This is a genomic window from Periweissella ghanensis (assembly GCF_918814755.1).
Taxonomy (GTDB): domain Bacteria; phylum Bacillota; class Bacilli; order Lactobacillales; family Lactobacillaceae; genus Periweissella; species Periweissella ghanensis.
The window spans coordinates 31,056-49,114 of sequence record NZ_CAKKNT010000003.1 but is presented as its reverse complement, the minus strand read 5'-3'; the positions used below and the strand labels follow the sequence as shown (position 1 = coordinate 49,114).

At 45.7% G+C, this 18,059-nt stretch carries 16 protein-coding genes and 1 pseudogene; 16 read left to right on the top strand and 1 reads right to left on the bottom strand.

Features of this window, described 5'->3' with window-relative positions; translation table 11 throughout:
* Window positions 1–20 precede the first annotated feature (20 nt).
* The 16 genes and pseudogenes from trpB (at window position 21) to LQZ76_RS01815 (ending at window position 15,811) form a co-directional block, all read left to right on the top strand.
* A complete protein-coding gene (gene trpB / locus LQZ76_RS01890; RefSeq protein ID WP_230098073.1) occupies window positions 21–1,214 on the top strand; it encodes a tryptophan synthase subunit beta in 1,194 nt (397 codons plus the stop codon).
* Window positions 1,207–2,232: an anthranilate phosphoribosyltransferase gene (gene trpD / locus LQZ76_RS01885; RefSeq protein ID WP_230098072.1), complete on the top strand. Its 1,026-nt coding sequence runs from the start codon at window positions 1,207–1,209 to the stop codon at window positions 2,230–2,232. The genes trpB and trpD overlap by 8 nt, the downstream gene beginning before the upstream one ends.
* On the top strand, window positions 2,229–3,026 hold the full coding sequence (gene trpC, locus LQZ76_RS01880) for an indole-3-glycerol phosphate synthase TrpC (protein WP_230098071.1): 798 nt from the start codon (window positions 2,229–2,231) through the stop codon (window positions 3,024–3,026). Before trpD ends, trpC begins: the two co-directional genes overlap by 4 nt.
* Window positions 3,027–3,031: 5 nt before the next feature.
* Window positions 3,032–3,601: a phosphoribosylanthranilate isomerase gene (locus LQZ76_RS01875; protein ID WP_230098070.1), complete on the top strand. Its 570-nt coding sequence runs from the start codon at window positions 3,032–3,034 to the stop codon at window positions 3,599–3,601.
* A gap of 2 nt (window positions 3,602–3,603) precedes the next feature.
* Window positions 3,604–4,380, top strand: coding sequence for a tryptophan synthase subunit alpha (gene trpA, locus LQZ76_RS01870; RefSeq protein WP_230098069.1), 777 nt, complete (start codon window positions 3,604–3,606; stop codon window positions 4,378–4,380).
* Entirely contained in the window at window positions 4,367–5,731 is a 1,365-nt protein-coding gene (trpE, locus tag LQZ76_RS01865; RefSeq protein WP_230098068.1) for an anthranilate synthase component I, read from the top strand. The genes trpA and trpE overlap by 14 nt, the downstream gene beginning before the upstream one ends.
* On the top strand, window positions 5,728–6,306 hold the full coding sequence (locus tag LQZ76_RS01860) for an anthranilate synthase component II (protein WP_230098067.1): 579 nt from the start codon (window positions 5,728–5,730) through the stop codon (window positions 6,304–6,306). The genes trpE and LQZ76_RS01860 overlap by 4 nt, the downstream gene beginning before the upstream one ends.
* A gap of 349 nt (window positions 6,307–6,655) precedes the next feature.
* Window positions 6,656–7,966 carry a 3-phosphoshikimate 1-carboxyvinyltransferase gene (gene aroA, locus LQZ76_RS01855; protein ID WP_230098066.1) on the top strand — a complete coding sequence of 437 codons (1,311 nt, stop codon included), beginning with the start codon at window positions 6,656–6,658 and terminating at the stop codon, window positions 7,964–7,966.
* Window positions 7,959–8,786, top strand: coding sequence for a prephenate dehydrogenase (locus LQZ76_RS01850; protein ID WP_230098065.1), 828 nt, complete (start codon window positions 7,959–7,961; stop codon window positions 8,784–8,786). The genes aroA and LQZ76_RS01850 overlap by 8 nt, the downstream gene beginning before the upstream one ends.
* Window positions 8,783–9,571: a shikimate kinase gene (locus LQZ76_RS01845; protein WP_230098064.1), complete on the top strand. Its 789-nt coding sequence runs from the start codon at window positions 8,783–8,785 to the stop codon at window positions 9,569–9,571. Before LQZ76_RS01850 ends, LQZ76_RS01845 begins: the two co-directional genes overlap by 4 nt.
* 12 nt (window positions 9,572–9,583) lie before the next feature.
* Window positions 9,584–10,807, top strand: coding sequence for an MFS transporter (locus LQZ76_RS01840; protein WP_230098063.1), 1,224 nt, complete (start codon window positions 9,584–9,586; stop codon window positions 10,805–10,807).
* Between the two features lie 34 nt (window positions 10,808–10,841).
* Complete coding sequence (aroC, locus tag LQZ76_RS01835) at window positions 10,842–12,020, top strand: chorismate synthase (protein WP_230098062.1); 1,179 nt, start codon at window positions 10,842–10,844, stop codon at window positions 12,018–12,020.
* Window positions 12,021–12,032: 12 nt separating this feature from the next.
* Complete coding sequence (gene aroE / locus LQZ76_RS01830) at window positions 12,033–12,833, top strand: shikimate dehydrogenase (protein ID WP_230098061.1); 801 nt, start codon at window positions 12,033–12,035, stop codon at window positions 12,831–12,833.
* 263 nt (window positions 12,834–13,096) lie between these two features.
* A complete protein-coding gene (locus LQZ76_RS01825) occupies window positions 13,097–14,215 on the top strand; it encodes an ImmA/IrrE family metallo-endopeptidase (RefSeq protein ID WP_230098060.1) in 1,119 nt (372 codons plus the stop codon).
* Between the two features lie 64 nt (window positions 14,216–14,279).
* Window positions 14,280–14,465, top strand: a pseudogene (locus tag LQZ76_RS01820) (transposase); the annotation flags it as partial.
* The gene (locus LQZ76_RS01815) at window positions 14,465–15,811 is read left to right on the top strand and encodes a transposase (RefSeq protein WP_230098058.1); all 1,347 of its coding nucleotides are present in this window, start codon (window positions 14,465–14,467) and stop codon (window positions 15,809–15,811) included. The pseudogene LQZ76_RS01820 and the gene LQZ76_RS01815, both read left to right, overlap by 1 nt.
* 310 nt (window positions 15,812–16,121) lie before the next feature.
* Here the strand turns inward: LQZ76_RS01815 and LQZ76_RS01810 are convergent, their stop codons facing one another.
* Window positions 16,122–18,050: a copper-translocating P-type ATPase gene (locus LQZ76_RS01810; protein WP_230098057.1), complete on the bottom strand. Its 1,929-nt coding sequence runs from the start codon at window positions 18,048–18,050 to the stop codon at window positions 16,122–16,124.
* Between the last annotated feature and the right edge of the window lie 9 nt (window positions 18,051–18,059).

The following is an 18,059-nucleotide window of genomic DNA, read 5'->3' as shown; positions in this document are numbered from 1 at the left end:
AACTCACGAGGATTGAACTTATGACAACTAACGATCACCGCTACTTTGGCCAATATGGCGGCCAATTTATTCCTGAATTATTAATACCGGCTGTTACCGAAGTCGCCGATGCTTTTCACCATTACCAACACGATGCGGCTTTTCAAGCGGAACTCAAGGATTTGTTTATCAACTACGCCAACCGCCCATCATTGCTATATCATGCTAAGAACATGTCCGCTGACCTTGGTGGTGCCCAAATTTATTTAAAGCGCGAAGACTTAAATCACACCGGCGCTCACAAAATTAATAACGTCCTGGGCCAAGCCTTAATTGCTAAAAAAATGGGTAAGACGCGCTTGATTGCTGAAACTGGGGCCGGTCAACATGGGGTTGCCACCGCGACCGCTGCTGCCTTGTTTGATATGGAATGTGAGATTTTCATGGGCAAAGAAGACACTGAGCGCCAAGCGTTAAATGTCTATCGGATGGAAATGCTCGGCGCTAAGGTTAATGCCGTTACCACCGGGACGCAAGTCTTAAAAGACGCCGTTAATGCGACCTTCCAAGATTGGACTAAACGCATTGACGATACCTTTTACGTGCTTGGTTCAGCGGTTGGACCATACCCATTCCCGGAAATGGTTAAATATTTCCAATCAGTTATTAGTGCCGAAGCGCGTGAGCAATTCTTGTACCAAACGGGCCGCTTACCTGATGCCGTTTTAGCCTGTGTCGGGGGTGGTTCCAACGCGATTGGCTCGTTTGCCAACTTCATTGATGATGCCAGCGTGCAATTAATTGGGGTTGAAGCGGCCGGTAAAGGGGTCGACACTAACCAAACAGCCGCCACAATGACACGCGGGAGTGTTGGTATTTTCCATGGCATGAAGTCGCAATTCTTACAATCCAGCGATGGCCAAATTGATCCGGTTTACAGTATTTCCGCTGGGCTTGATTATCCTGGGATTGGCCCGGAACATGCATACTTACGCGATATTGACCGTGCCCAATATGTGCCAATTACCGATGATGAAGCGGTGGCGGCCTTTGATTACATTGCTAAACAAGAAGGCATTATTGCTGCTATCGAGAGTTCGCATGCCATTGCCTATGCGATGCAACTAGCCCCCACGATGCGCCCCGACCAACAAATCATGGTGACCGTAAGTGGTCGCGGTGATAAAGATGTCGCTGCCATTGCCCGTTATAAAGGAGTTGACTTACATGAGTAACATTCAAGATGCTTTAAAAAACCTATCATTACGCCAAAATTTATCGACTGAACAAGCCGCTGCGGTCATGAACGAGATTATGTCCGGTCAAGCAAGTGACATTGAAATTGCCGCCTACCTGATGGGCTTAGCGGTTAAAAACGAGTCAATCCCTGAAATCGTCGGTTCCGCCCAAGCGATGATTGCCCACAGTGTTAAAATCCCCGCTGAATTAGCAGCGATGGATATTGTCGGCACGGGTGGGGATATGGCCAATACGTTTAATATTTCGACAACAGCAAGTTTCATTGTGGCAGCTGCTGGCGTACCCGTCGTTAAACACGGTAACCGCGCGGCGAGTTCGAAATCCGGAACGGCTGATGCCTTGGAAAGTTTGGGGATTAATATCAATTTAGATCCCACCCAAGCAACGCAAGTTTTACAAGCGACCGGTCAAACGTTCTTATTTGCCCGCACGTACCATCCCGCGATGAAATACGTTGCTAACGTCCGCCATAGTCTCGGTTTACGAACGGTCTTTAACGTTTTAGGACCATTGACGAATCCGACGCGACCACAAACGATGTTGATGGGCGTCTATTCCCAACACTTACTCGTGCCATTAGCCCATGTGCTCGCCCAACTAGGGGTGCAACAAGCGATTTTAGTGACCGGTCAAGACGGCCTCGATGAAGTGACCTTAACAACTAAAACGGACTTAGCCATTTTACGGGATGGCATTGTGACGACAACCGTCTTTGATCCGGCGGAATATGGCTTTAATTACTGCCACCTTGCTGATTTACGGGGTGGTGAACCCCAGGAAAATGCCGCCATTACAAAGGCGATTTTAGCGGGTCAACTCACCGGACCTAAAACCGATATCGTGATTTTAAATGCTGCGATGGATTTATATGCTGCTGATCAAGTCCCTGATATCCAAGCCGGCATTGACCGCGCCCAAAGCTTACTGGCTAGTGGAGCGGCATTAGCCCAATTAGTGAAGCTCCAAGCCGCGACCACGGAGGTAAGCGCATGATTTTAGATGAATTAGTGGCTGCCACGCGCAAACATTTACAGGAACGCCAAGCCCAAGTGCCATTAGCGGTGTTGCAAGCCCAACTCGCCACGTTACCACCACGGCCACGTTTTACGTTGAACGCACAAGCCAGTGACCAACCGATTAAGGTAATTGCGGAAATTAAGCAAGCCTCACCATCCAAAGGCCAAATTGTTGATCCGGTCACATTCGATTACCAACAAATTGCCCGTGATTATACGGCGGCTCACGTTGACATGATTAGTGTCTTGACGGAAGAAGACTACTTCAAAGGGTCTTTAACTATTTTATCAGCGGTTGCCCAAACGACGGCGCTGCCCATTTTACGTAAGGATTTTACGATTGATCCGTACATGCTTTATGAAGCCAAAGTGGCAGGGGCGAGTGCGATTTTATTAATTGTCGCTATTTTAACCGATGCCCAACTCAAGGAGTTCCTCGCATTAGCTCAAGAACTTGATTTAGCTGCCCTGGTTGAAGCTCATGATGCAAACGAAATCCAACGCGCGATTGCTGCGGGAGCGACGATTATCGGTGTTAACAACCGCAATCTCAAAGATTTCAGCGTTGATTTTAATAATACGCAACGCTTGCGCACTAGCATTCCCGCTGATATTGCCGTGATTTCGGAATCTGGCATTCAAACGCGTACTGATGTGGCACAACTAGAATCTGCTGGAATTAACGCGATTTTAGTGGGGGAAACATTCATGCGTGCCACGGATAAACCCGCCATGATTGCCAAACTGCGGGGCCAACATACTAAGGAGTAGCATAGATGACGCAAATTAAACTGTGTGGCAATTTTCGCTTGCAAGATGTGGCGTATTTAAATCAAGTCCAACCAGATTTTGCCGGTATTATTTTAGCTCTCGGCCATCGCCGCAGCGTCAGCCGCGAATTAGCCCAAATGATGCGGGCCCAATTAGCGAGCAATATTCCACTCGTCGGGGTATTTGTGAATCAAAGTCTGGCCGAAATTTTAAGTTATCAAGGCATTATTCAATATGCCCAACTCCATGGCCAAGAAGACGAAGCGCTCGTAGCGGAATTGCAAGCCCACGGGTTACCAGTCATCCAAGTAATGGCCCCCAATCAGCAAGTTAGCACGCAAGCCGCGTATCGCTTAGTTGATGCCGGCGCCGGCAGTGGGCAAACTTTTGATTGGCAGCAACTAACGCCTAGTACCACGCCCACCATGTTAGCCGGCGGTTTGAATGCCACGAATCTCGAACAAGCCATCCACCAAGTCCAACCAGCTGTTGTTGATATTTCATCTGGCAGTGAAATTAACGGGGTTAAAGACCTCGTCCAAATGCAAATTTTAGTCGAAAAAGTGAGGAAATAAGCATGCCATCATTAACTGCTACATTACAAGCTAAAGAAAAATTTATCGCCTTTACGGTCGTCGGTGATCCCGATTTAGACCATACCGTGGAGTACGTCGTTGCCATGGCTCAAGCCGGCGCGGACGTGGTTGAACTTGGGATTGCCTTTAGTGACCCGAGTGCGGATGGCCCAACCATTTTAAGTGCTGACCAACGTGCATTAGATAACGGCACCACGACTGAGCAAGTTTTTGCGACGGTGGCGCGCATTCGCCAACAAACTGATGTACCGCTCGTCTTTTTGACCTATACCAATATTGTTTTCAAATACGGCTATGCTGAGTTTTTGGCCCAAATGCAAGCCCACAACGTTCAAGGGCTGATTTTACCGGACATGCCAATTGAAGAACAAGCCGCGTTTTTACCATTAGCGCAACAATATGGCCGCGATTTAATTCAATTGGTGACAAGCAAGTCGTATGACCGCTTACCCGCCATTTTGCAAAATGCATCTGGTTTCTTATACGTTGTGTCATCGCTTGGAATTACCGGCACGCGTCAAACGTTGTCCAATGAAGCTAATGAAATTATCGCCCAAATTCGCCAGTACAGTGATATTCCGGTGGGGGTCGGCTTTGGGATTAGTCAAGTCGAACACGCGCGCCAATTTCCAACCGCCAATGCGATTATTGTCGGTTCAGCGATTGTCAAAATCATCGCCGAACACCCATATGATGCCACGCCATACTTAACGCAATTTATTACCGCGATGAAGGAGGCCCAACATGCGCAAAGTTAAAGTTATCGATGCCGATACGATCACGGTCGTCAGTGCCTATCTTCGGTTACGCGGGGAGCAGACGTTTTTACTTGAATCCAAAGGCAATCAAACGGCGAGTGCCAATTACTCGATGATTGCCCTTGATCCGGTTCATGAATTTCAATCAACGGGCACGGATATTTATATCGATGGGCAGCAACAAGCAACCACGGATCCTTTGCAGGCATTACAAGCTTTAGTCGTCCATCAAACGACACCAATTCCCGGGTTGCCATTTCAAGGCGGGGCGATCGGCTATGTTGGCTTTGATACGATTGCCGTCTATGAAGATTTAGGTCCGCAACCAGTTAATGACTTGGGGATGCCGGATACGCATTTGTTCATTTATGAAACGTTTATTGTCTTTGACCACCAAGCGCAAACCATCACGATTGTCGCTGATGATGTATACTCTGGCCGAACCGATTTAAGCACCGTGATTGCCACAATCGAAGCCAAACTCCACGAAGCCACCACCGCCGAAACGCAACCGGTCCAGTTACATGAGTTAACCCCGCAGTCCAATTTAACCATGAACGAATTTACCGCGATTGTTGATAAAACCAAAGCGTTAATTACGGCGGGGGATATGTTTCAAATGGTGCCATCACAACGCTTTGAAGTTGAGTTTGTTGATCAACCGTTTGATTTTTATCGCCAACTACGGCGGTCAAATCCGTCACCATATATGTATTTTCTGGACTACGGCCCATACCAAATTATTGGGGCCTCACCAGAAAGTCTCGTGACTGTCCGTGATAATGTTGTTACCACTAATCCGATTGCTGGGACCCGTAAACGCAGTGCTGATCCCGCCCATGATCAAGCAATGGCGCATGAATTGCAAACCGATGAAAAGGAACTCGCCGAACACCGGATGTTAGTTGATTTGGGCCGGAATGATTTGGGGAAAATCAGTGAATATGGCTCAGTGCACGTCACGCGGTTACTCGAATTGGAAAAATACCGGTTCGTAATGCACCTGGTGTCCGAAGTCCAAGGGCAGCTTAAAGCCGGCACGCCAGCGATCGCCGCCTTAAAAGCCACCTTACCAGCCGGGACCGTTTCGGGGGCACCCAAAGTCCGCGCCTTACAACGTATTTATGAAATGGAACCAGTTAAGCGCGGCGTCTATGCTGGCGCGGTAGGCTATTTATCTCAAGACAACCAAATGGATTTTGCGATTGCGATTCGGACAATGATTGTCAAAGATGGCAAAGGCTATGTCCAAGCCGGAGCCGGGATAGTGTATGATTCAATTCCCGCTAATGAATACCAAGAAACGCGCAATAAAGCACGCGGTTTATTAAATGTGGGAGGCTTAGGATGATTTTACTCGTTGATAATTACGATTCATTTACGTACAATTTGGCGCAAATTATTGGCCAACAAACGCCAGTCATAGTATTACGCAATGATGATCCTCAGCTTGTTGCCACTGCGCAAGCGGCCGCTGGAATTGTGTTTTCACCCGGTCCTGGCACCCCCGACCAAGCCGGCCAAATGGAAGCATTAATTCAACAGTTTGCGACTACCAAGCCAATGTTGGGAATTTGCCTTGGGCACCAAGCGATGGCGGAAGTCTTTGGCGGGCAGGTTATTCAAGCCCCGACCATTCGCCACGGCAAAGTTTCAACGATGCAGGCGCAAGCCAGTGCACTGTTTCCTAATGGGGGTGCAATTGAAGTTATGCGCTATCATTCGTTGATGGTTGATCCTAAGCATCTGCCAGCTGATTTTACGGTCACCGGAATTGCCAGTGATGATGGTGAAATTATGGCGATGGCCCACCAAACGTTGCCAATCTACGGGTTGCAGTTCCATCCTGAATCGATTGGCACGCCAACCGGGAGTCAAATGATTAGCAATTTTATCGCACTGACCGCCCAAAAAGATACTTACTAAAAATTAATAGTTGACACCGGAGATTATCTTAGATATTATGAGTGCACGATTAAATTATTAAAAAGAGGAATTCATTATGCAAATTAATAAAACCCAATTTAATAACTCATATTACTTCTATTTCTAATCTCATGATTGCATGTGCAGGGCACGTCAATCATGACGTGCCCGAAATAGAAGCAACTTCTATTGCAACGAATCGGGCGTAACTTTTAAGCGCTCGGTCTGGAATAGGGATAATCGGCTAATATTGATTTTTCTTAAACGAACCGACGCTAAAACTAGCGGCCGGTTCGTTTTTTTTATACCAAAAATCACTATTTTTTCCGATGAAGACAGGAGTATGACGATGAATACATTCAAAACACCAACCTTAGCCGGCACAATCAAACCGGCCAATGATAAAAGCATGACCCACCGCGCGTTAATTTTAGCCGCCCTTGCGACGGGGGAAACAGTGATTGTCAATCCATTACGTGCGGCGGATACGACCCAAACGATGCATGCCTTGCAAATGTTAGGCGTACCAATTACCATCGATGCCCAACACCACTGCATTAAAGTTCAAGGGATTGGCCGGGAAGGTATTAAGGCCTACGTCGAAGATTTAGCAACGCCCCTCCATTTTGACTTTGGTAATTCGGGCACGACAACGCGCTTAATGATTGGCTTACTCGCCGGCTTAAACGTGCCAGCCACCATTACCGGAGATGCCAGTTTACAACGGCGCCCAATGGATCGCATTGTTGATCGCTTAACGCAGGCGGGCGCCCAAATTACGATGACCAGGGGCCATTTGCCACTGACAATCCACCGTGGGATTACCAATGGCTTAATTGATGAACGGCTGCAAGTTGGCTCAGCCCAAGTCAAAACCGCGTTATTACTCGCCGGCTTAGGTGCCAATGTGCCGGTCACGATTGTCGATGATTTCCAGACCCGTGATCATACCGAAATTATGTTGGCTACGTTTGGTGCCTCGATTACGGTTACCGGCACGACAATTAATTTACCAGCTCAAATTCAGTTAACCGGGCAATTAATCGCTATTCCGGGTGACATCTCATCGGCGGCCTTTTGGTTGGTGGCCGGGGCGGTTATTCCTGAAAGTACCGTGACCCTAGCCAATGTCGGTGTCAATCCAACCCGGACGGGGATTCTAGCGGTGCTTGAGCGCATGCACGCCGATGTTAAGTTAAGGGCCCGCCACCAAGTTAATGGTGAACCGGTGGCGGATATCACCGTCCGGCCGACTGCCAACTTGCAAGCAACTAGCATCACTAAAGCCGAAATTCCACAGCTCGTTGACGAATTACCAATCATTGCCTTACTCGCCACCCAAGCCCAGGGGACCACTGAGATTAGTGGCGCCCAGGAATTACGCTTCAAAGAAAGTGACCGCTTAGCTACCGTTGGCCAGGTGTTAACGCAATTTGGCGCTAACATTCAAGTCAACGATGATGGCTTTACGATAACTGGACCAACGCGTTTACATGTCCCAGAAGCCCCCGTTGATGACTTTGGTGATCACCGCATTACGATGCTCATTATTATTGCCCAATTAATGACTGGTGCGCGCTTAGAGCCCCGTGCAACCACCAACGTCAATGTCTCATACCCAAACTTTATCCGTGATTTGGAGGAATTATTACATGTCTAAAACAAAGATTGCCATTGTCGGCCTTGGCGTGATGGGGGCGGCTGTCGCCCGTCAACTTAAAGTCAGTCGTGAGATTGAAATTACCGGGATTGATACCGATCAAGCAACGTTAACCCAAGCCCACACCGATGGCATTATCGATCACACCAGTTTGACCTTAACGACGGTCATTGATACTCCGTTTGATTTAATTATTCTGGCAACGCCACCGCACATTATTTTGGAACAAATCCACGCCTTAGCTGCTTTTAAAGTCACCACATTGATTATGGATCTTGGTTCATTGAAAACCGAGATTATGGCAGCCGGGCAGGCCTTACCACACTTTGTCGGTGGCCATCCAATGGTCGGCACTGATCACGCTGGTTATGCATGGCATCGGGCGGTTTCCTACAGTGAAAAGACCTTTTTCTTGAGTGGCAATCCCGCTGATATCGCGACGGTCGCACGGCTATTAGCGCCCTTGGAAGCCAATTTTAAAACCGTAACACCAAGTGACCATGATGCGCGCGTGACGTATACGAGTGATTTACCACATATCTTAGCCGATGCTTTAGTCTTAACGGCTATGGAATTAGGCGATGCGGCTGAGGTGAAGCCGTTTATCGGTGGTGGTTTTCGCGATACGACTCGCATTGCCCAAGCAAATCCGCGGATGTGGGCCGATATTTATCAAGCGAATGCGCCAGCCATCCAAGATGCCATTACCGTCTTAAAAGCCAAATTAACTCAACTTGAAACATTAACTCACGAACCAGATGCCACCGAATTAATTACGTTACTTGAAACTATCAAAACCTTTAGGGGGGACTTATCATGAAAATTATCCTTGTCGGATTTATGGGTGTTGGTAAAACAACGATTGGCCAACAGCTCGCTACCCAAATGGATGAACCATTTATTGACTTAGATGCCCGGATTGCCGAACATATTGGCCAAACGACTGCTGAATTTTTTAACCACGCCGGGGAAGCTCGTTTTCGGACCGTCGAATTTACCTTGTTAGCCGAAGTACTGGACCAAGATGCTTTTATTCTAAGTACGGGTGGTGGGGTGCTTGAACAAGCGGAATCACAAGCCTTAATTCAAAATAGTGATGCACATGTCATTTGGCTTGATAGCACGTTTGCTAATAATGTCAGTCGGTTACTTGGGACGGATGCGGCGGACCGGCCATTATTGTTGAACAATAATATCGTGACGCTAGAAGCACTATGGCACCACCGCCAACCGGCTTTTGCGGCCGTCGCGAACGAACATATTGTGACGGATTTTAAAACGCCCGCCCAAATTAGTGCCGAAATTACCGCTAAAATTCAGCAAGATTCCGTTTTAGCCTTTGAACGCAGCCAAATTGATGCCTTAGACAACGAAATCCTCCAAGCCTTAACCGCACGGATGGCCGTTGTCAATCGGATTGGTGAAATCAAAGCCCAACACAAGCTGCCAATTGTGCAAAACGGCCGCATGACCACCGCCAAAGCTGATATTATGGCCCGCTTTGGGACGGCCTTACCCGCTAAGCTCATTAACGAATACTTACAATTAGTGACGCGCACCGCCATTGAACATCAGCAAAACATGCCCCAGTTTGGCATGCATTAAGGAGGGGATTACATGGTCAAACTTATCGATCATATCAAAGCGAATCCGTCCCGGCTGTTAATTCAAATTGCCATCTACCTCGGCTACTTTGTCCAAGGATTTACGCTGATTATCTTAGCGCAAACTGTTAGTCAACTAACCGGCTTATGGCACGCATCCTTAGCCAGTGCCACGACCGTCGTTTCCGCCATTGGGTTTGGGAAGTTAGTCGCGTACCCAATTTTGGGTGAACTCGCTGACCGGGTAAACCGCAAGAGATTACTGATCGTCGCGTTACTGGCGTACTTAACATTCTTTAGCTTATTACCACTTACCCATACCGTTTGGCTTGCTTTTGGTTTAACTGGGTTAGCAGGGGTCGCTAATGCAACGCTTGATTCAATTGCCTACCCAACGTTACTAGCGATTAATCATGGGAAATCAAATGGGAATGTCTTTATCAAAGCAATGATTTCACTCGGGGAAGCAATTTTACCAGTCCTGTTAGTGGTGTTATTACATCGCCAACTATGGTTTGGGTGGGCCTTTTGGACAGCCGCGGGGGTCTTAATTATCACATTATTAATTGCATTAACAATCGATAGTCGTGTCTTGGCAACTTTAACGATTGCGCCTAAAAAACCAGCCCAAACCACGACCACGAAACACTGGCACTGGGATCTCTTGAATATCTTGTTTATGGTGTACGGTTTTACGGCGATGTGGTTAATGATTCACTTTACCCAGTGGGTGACACGTTACTTTAAGACGCTCGAAGGATTCTCAGTCGCCCATTCGCAATTACTTTTGAGTGTCTACAGTATTGGTTCGCTGACGGGCGTGGGGACTATCTTTGTGATCACCCAACGCGTGTGGTTACAAGAAGCGACGTTATTGTTAATTACGGCGGTTAGCGCGTTAGTCGGTTTAAGCCTCGTCTTGGTTAGTCACACGATGGCTTTAGCCGGAATGGGCAGCTTCATCTTTGGCACCGCTGCGGCTGGTGGAGCACTGCAATTAGGCTTGAGTCAATTTATTGCCCACAATCCGGAATTTGCTGGCCGGGTGACCGGGTGGTACTTCTTTTGCGGGGGGATTGCGATTCTGGTGATGCCTGCGTTGACCGGAGCCTTTGCCGCCACGCATTTAGCACTTGTGATGCGCAGCTTAGTAATTGTTGCCCTGATTAATATCGTGATTGTCGTGATTAACTTCCGCCACCAACGCCAACACGGCCACGAAAGTTTAGCAAATTAAAATTTAAAATTGAAATTGAAATGAGGAAACGCATATGCAATACATGACTGCCGGTGAAAGCCACGGCCCCGAAGAAGTTGCGATTATTGAAGGAATTCCGGCTGGGTTAGCTATTAGTAGTGCCGAGATTAATCAGGAGTTAGCCCGTCGCCAACATGGCTACGGCCGTGGTGAACGCCAAAAAATTGAAACCGATACGGTCAGCATTTTAACGGGGGTCCGTCATCAAGTAACTTTGGGCTCGCCGATTACCTTAAATGTTCATAACGATGACCATAATAATTGGGCTGCGATTATGGCCCCAGATGAACCAGCCACGCCTGAAAATTCAGTCCGTAAAGTAATGCGCCCACGACCTGGTCATGCTGATTTAGTTGGGGGAATTAAATACCGCCATCAAGCCGATTTACGCAATGTCTTGGAACGCTCATCAGCCCGTGAAACCGTGATGCGGGTAGCGGTTGGAGCGGTGGCCAAGAAGTTACTCGCCGAAATTGGTGTCGATGTCCATGGCTTTGTGCAACAACTTGGCCCCGTTAAAAATGCGGCGGATGCCTTAACTAGCTTCCAAGATTTAGCCGCCGTACGTGCCATGAGTGAAAGCTTACCAACCCGGGCATTAAGTGCGGAAGTTGATCAACAAATGCAAGCGGTGATTGATGAAACCAAACGCCAGCGCGATACCGTTGGCGGGATGGTGCAAGTTATTGCCACGGGGATGCCCGCGGGTCTTGGTTCATACGTTAGTGCCGATACGAAGTTAGATGCGAAAATTGCGCGGGCCATTGTGGGCATTAATGCCTTTAAAGCCGTTGATTTTGGGGCAGCCTTTGATCATGTCCAACTCTTTGGGAGTGAAGTGATGGATGAAATTTTATGGAATGAAGAGCAAGGTTTTTACCGAGCAACTGACAATATGGGGGGCTTTGAAGGCGGGATGACGACCGGGGAAATGATTATTGTTCGCGGTGTCGTCAAACCGATTCCAACGCTCTACCAACCAATGCGTTCCGTAGATATCGATACCCACACGGAGCATAAAGCCAGTATTGAACGCTCGGATACCACAGCCGTCACTGCTGCGGCCGTCATTGCTGAACACATGGTCGCAATTGAATTGGCAAAAGCCGTGTTAGACAAATTTGATAGCGATAATATTGACCGCTTAAAGGAACAAGTAGCGGTCTACCGGCAAGAAGTTCAAGCATTCTAAAGGGGGGATGATATGCAAAAATATGGTTTAATCGGTGATCCAATTAGTCACTCTAAATCACCAGCGATTCAAAATGCGGCGTTACAAGCTTGCCAAATTAAAGGGGAGTATCGCTTATTGAATACCCCAGGCGAGGAGTTAGCGCAAATTGTAGCACGCTTACGAGCTGATAATGTCCAAGGGTTTAATGTGACGACGCCGTTTAAACAAGCGATTATCCCATTTTTAGCTGGCTTAGATCAATCAGCGGCCCAGATTCAAGCGGTTAACACGGTTAAAAATGTCGCCGGCAAATGGATTGGCTATTCAACGGATGGGGCCGGCTTTTGGCAGAGTATCACCGTTACGCCGGGGATGCAAGTCGCATTGCTGGGGGCGGGAGGAGCCGTTAAAGCCATCATTAGTGCTCGGCCGGCAAATGTGGAATTGGTTGTGTTTAATCACGTAAGCCCGCATTTCACGCAACACAAAGTAGAACTGCAGCAATTATTTGGGATTGAATTACAACCGTTACCAGCGCTTACGCCCAAGTTGGGGGCCTTGGATATGCTAATCAATGCCACCAGTGTCGGGTTAACTGATGATCTAAGCATTTTGACGCAAGCCGAAGTCGCCCAGTTACCAGCCAAAGCCGTGGTTGTCGATTTAATTTATCGCACACAGGAAACGTTACTGATGACCTACGCGCGTCAAACTGGTCACCAAGTTATCGGTGGCTTACCAATGTTGGTCAACCAAGGGGCGTTAAGTTTTGAAATCTGGCAGCAACAAGTAACGCCAATCGCAAGCATGACAGCGGCGTTGGCAGATTAGGAGATTTAATAAATAACAACATTACGCAAAACTACTAGCTCATCAGTGACGGGGGGCTAGTAGTTTTTTGTTTAAAAATTATCCTTAATGTAATAGTACACACCGTACAATATCTCCAAAGTCAAAACCAAGTCGGCAGGGGGTGAAATGGGGTGGTACCTTTCGAGAATTTTACGTACTTTTACTAGGCTTTGTTTTAACGATATGGTATTCTTCTTACAAAGATTACCCCCAGTTGAACAGGTTATTGAAAGGAGGCAACAATGGCAAATACGATTAAAATTAACCCACAAGTATTAGCGCATTACATTGAAAAATCCAATATTACAATTGCGGAACTTGAAGCTAAAATCCAACCATTGCACGCAGTTTTACAAGGTGACAAGGATTTGACGTTCACCCAAATCACAGACCTTGCAAAGCGAGTTCGAATTCCGATGGGCTTATTGCTATTGAAGGAACCGATTGATTTAATCCCTGAAACCGCTAACTTTCGAACTGCTGATCCGCATGGAATTGGCCAAATGTCTAGCGAATTACGTGATACCATTCTTGATCTTGAATCAAAGCAAGAGTTTTTACGGGAGCAAATTGAAGAAGAGTTAGCCTTTATTGGCACATTTACAATTGACACACCTATCAAGGCAGTCCTAAAGCAAGCTCGCCAATTACTCCAAATTGACAATTTAGCAATTGATGGTAATCGCAGTATTTTAAAAAATCCGCTTAACTTTTTTCGACAAAGAATTAGTGAACTTGGTGTCTTTATTTTCTTTAATGGTAAGGTTGGAGATAATACACATCGACTATTAACAACTGATGAATTTCGTGGTTTAGTGTTAAGTGATATGAAAGCGCCAATTATTTTTATTAATCAAAGCGATAGCAAAAATGGGCAACTGTTCACGCTAATTCATGAATTTGTGCATTTATTACTTAACCAAAATGAGATTTTTAATGTAATTGAGACTAAGGACTATGCTTTCTCGCCTTTAGAAGCATACGTTAATCAGATTACAGCTAATTTATTGGTGCCAAGTAATGAATTAATGGCAACTCAAACCCTCGATTTAGAGATACTCAGTGATCGTTTTCCAGCTAGTAAATTTACGATTGTTCGGCGCTTATTAGATAATCAATTAATCACAAAAGTGATGTATGACATGCAAGTCGAACTTTTAAATACCGAATTTGCGCACTACAGCAGCCAAAAGTTACCAGGTGGTGGTAATTATCGCAACAATCTAAAATTTCGAATTGATGCAACCTTCGTAAACTATGTAAAAAATGCCGTTAACAGTAATACGCTTACACCAACGGATGCGATGAATATAATTGGCGTTGGCTATAAAGGATATCAGACACTGCAAGGAGATGCTTAGTAAATGGCAAAAAAATATCTCTTAGATTCAAATATCTATCTTGATTTTTACTGCTTTTGGGGCGAAAGGCACTAGTGCCTTTCGACTATTTCGTAGTAACCCTGAATTAAAAGCTCACTATTGGAAAACAAAAGACCGCCATTTGTGGTCAGGCAGTTACTTTGTTGAGAGCGTTGGTTCAACGAATGAAGATGTAATTGCTAATTATATCGACAATCAACGAAAAAAAGAAAAGGACTTACCAGAATAATGCTTGAATTAACACCAACAACTGAATATGTGTACGTACGACACTATCGTATCGTAACTACTCCAGCGTTGGTGTTAAAACATCAACGGGGGTTACATGTCCAAAATGAATTGCATAACTATGCCGTTAAATATTTGGAAAAAACATACGGACGTAAACACGTGTTACGCCCTTTCCCCAGAACATTAACCGCTAAACAGTTTTTAGTTGCAGAAATCGCTCAAAGATTTGCTAAAGATTGCTATGCTTTAGATCGTTGGAATGCTAATAAAATCGGCTTGCACTCGCAAGGTGCACGGTTGTTTTTGCTGACATTACTAACTAATTTTAGCCAGTACCGCAAAACCTTGTTTAAAGCTTTTAAAATGAGTAGCCAAGAAAAGAGCGACTATAAAAATAATGAACATGGTAACAACGCAAAGCATAGGTCGTGGTATCGCAAAGGTTCACTCAACTTCTTACGTAAAAACAACTCCTACAAAACGATTTCATTGCCTGATAACAAGCAAATTAAAGTGGTTTCAAATCACGGTATTAAGATACAAGATTTTGGGGTACTACAAGTTGTTGAAAATATTAAAAATCTGGCTAATAAACAGATTGTGATTTCTAAATTAAAGCTAAAGGGCAATGGACACTACGAATTACAATTGGTAATCCGTGAACAAATTACGCGTAAGCAACCTAATAGCAAAATCGGTGTTGATTGGAATATGAAAGATAATAAAATTTTTCATACTTCGACTGATCAAACACATTATCTTGCCACTACGATTGCAGACCAGGCAGATTATTTAGAAGCCCAAATTAATACTTTAAAATCCAGACGCGACAAACTGATTTGGTTGGGAGTCACTAGCCAACGGTTGATTAAGCTAAATCAGCAGATTAAATATTTAAATATTAAACGGACCAATATTTTGGATGAAGCTTATAAAAAATTAGCACGGGCGCTGTTCCAAGCTACTGATTTAGTTGTTGTTGAACAGCTGGATAGTAAAGAAATGCGGGCCGTAAAGCGAACCAATACGGGGTTAAACCGGAAACTCGCCAAAATCAAACCGTATCGGCTCATGGAATTAATTGAAATGCGAGCTAATAAAAGTGGTAAAACGTTGATCCGCGTCGATAGTTACAAAACGTCACAAGTTGAATATGGCACCGAATTTGCAGAAAAGCACCCCGTGGCCGTACGTGAATGGATCTCAAAATACACTGGTAACATGATTTCACGAGATTTAAACGCTTCAAAGAACATTTTGGCATGGGGCTTAGACCCAGAAAAACACATCAAATTAAAAGACTACCCAGCGATTAAGCCAAGTAGTCTGATTGCAATAAATTAGTTTTAAGATAGGCGAAACAGAACCTGGTCGTCTTTAAAGGCTTTGAGGGCGGATATGTGCGTATCACTTTGAGCATGCAAAACAAGTGCGATATATCCAACGAGTTCCAATGCGGAAACCACTCGTCAGAGTGCATTGCCTAAACGTTTTCAATTAAAAATTGAAGCTCGTTCATTCATGGACGAGTAGTTCACCTGGTATCGAGTGGGATATGGTATTTATCAAATCATCCAATGGGCCACAAAGTGAAACACACTAAAATACCCTTACTGCAGACATTATGCCATGCAATAAGGGTATTTCGCTTCTATTATACTGTTGCTGGATGAGCGGAAATTTTAGTCTTACCTAGAAGTACTGAACTAGTTACAACTGATAATGAACTAAAGGCCATCGCTAAGCCGGCAATTTCCGGACTTAAGGTTAAACCTAAGCCGTAGAACAACCCAGCGGCAACCGGAATGCCGAGCACGTTGTAGATGAAGGCCCAGAATAAATTGAGCTTAATGCGGTTAAAGGTCTTCTTACTCAAAGCTAAGGCTGTGTCAACATCGCGTAAGTCATTTTTGATGAGGACAATCCCACCAGAATCAATCGCAATATCAGTCCCCGAACCCATCGCAATCCCAACATTGGCGGTTGTAAGGGCGGGGGCATCGTTAATTCCGTCCCCAACAAAGGCGACCGAGCCACTATGTTGTAAGTGCTTGATGTGATCAGCTTTATCAGCTGGTAAGACATCAGCAATGACTTCATCAATTCCGACTTGCTTGGCAATTGATTCAGCCACCCGTTGGTTATCACCAGTTAACATAACGGTTTTAAGTCCGCGGGCATGTAAGGCGGCCATCGCAGCTTTTGAAGTTGCTTTTGGCGCATCTTGAATCGCAATCAAACCAATGACTTGATTGTTCAAACCAACAAAGACAACCGTTTTGGCTTCGTTTTGGAGCGTTTGCATTTGGGCTTTTAAATCAGCACTGATTTGGACATCAGCGAGTAACTTATCATTCCCAACAAAGGCTTTTTGGCCTTCGACTTGGGCTTGGACCCCTTTACCTTCAATCGCTTGGAAGTCTTGGACTGGTTTGGCAGTAATCGCTTGGGCTTTTGCGTACGTGAGAATCGCGGTTGCAAGGGGGTGTTCGGATGATTCTTCCAACCCAGCCGCGACAGCAATAATTTGCTTAGTGTCACCAATCACATCGGTAACTTCAGGTTTCCCAACGGTAATTGTTCCGGTTTTATCAAAGACGACCGTTTTCACATCATTAACGGCTTCAAGAACTTCACCGTTTTTAATCAAAATTCCCATCTTGGCCCCGCGACCAGTTCCGACCATCAAGGCGGTTGGTGTCGCTAATCCAAGGGCACAAGGACAGGCAATCACCATCACTGAAACGGCAAAGATTAACGCATCGGCCACATTGGCACCAAGGATAACATACCAAACTAAGAAGGTTGCAATCGCAATAATTAAGACGACCGGTACGAAAATATCTGAAACTTTGTCAGTTAAATTTTGAATAGGGGCGTGACTATTTTGCGCTTTTTTAACGAGTTCAACAATTTGGGCCAACATCGTGTCATCACCGACTTTTTCGGCTTTGAAGATGAACGTCCCGTTACTATTGATCGTTGAACCAATGACGTTATCACCTTTAGCCTTTGAAACCGGCATACTTTCACCGGTAACCATTGATTCATCAATCGTTGAAGTTCCTTCGACAATTGTCCCATCAACAGCCACTTTTTGACCGGGCTTCACCCGAATCAAATCACCAGCCACAATTTCAGCTAACGGAATTTTGACGAATTGACCATCCCGTTGCACTTCGGCTTCTTTTGCTTGTAAGTTAACGAGTTTTTCAATCGCATCTGAAGCATTATCGCGCATCTTTTCTTCCAGCACTTGGCCAAGTAAGACGAAGGTGATTACGAACGCGGCACTTTCAAAGAAGACCGCTTTGCCAGTTAACATTGCGTAAATACTATAAATGTAGGCCGTCGCGGTTCCAATGGCGACGAGCGTATCCATATTAGAATGGTGCTTTTGGAATGAGGCCCAGGCACTCGTGACAAATGGCCGGGCAGAAATCAGCATCACTAAGGTGGTTAAGACAAACATCGTCCAGTGACCACCGGGGAGCATAAAGTTGGTGAAGGGCATCAAAATCATTTCAATCAACATTGGCAGTGACAGAACTAATGATACCCAGAAACGGGTCGCAATTTTCATGGTTTAGCC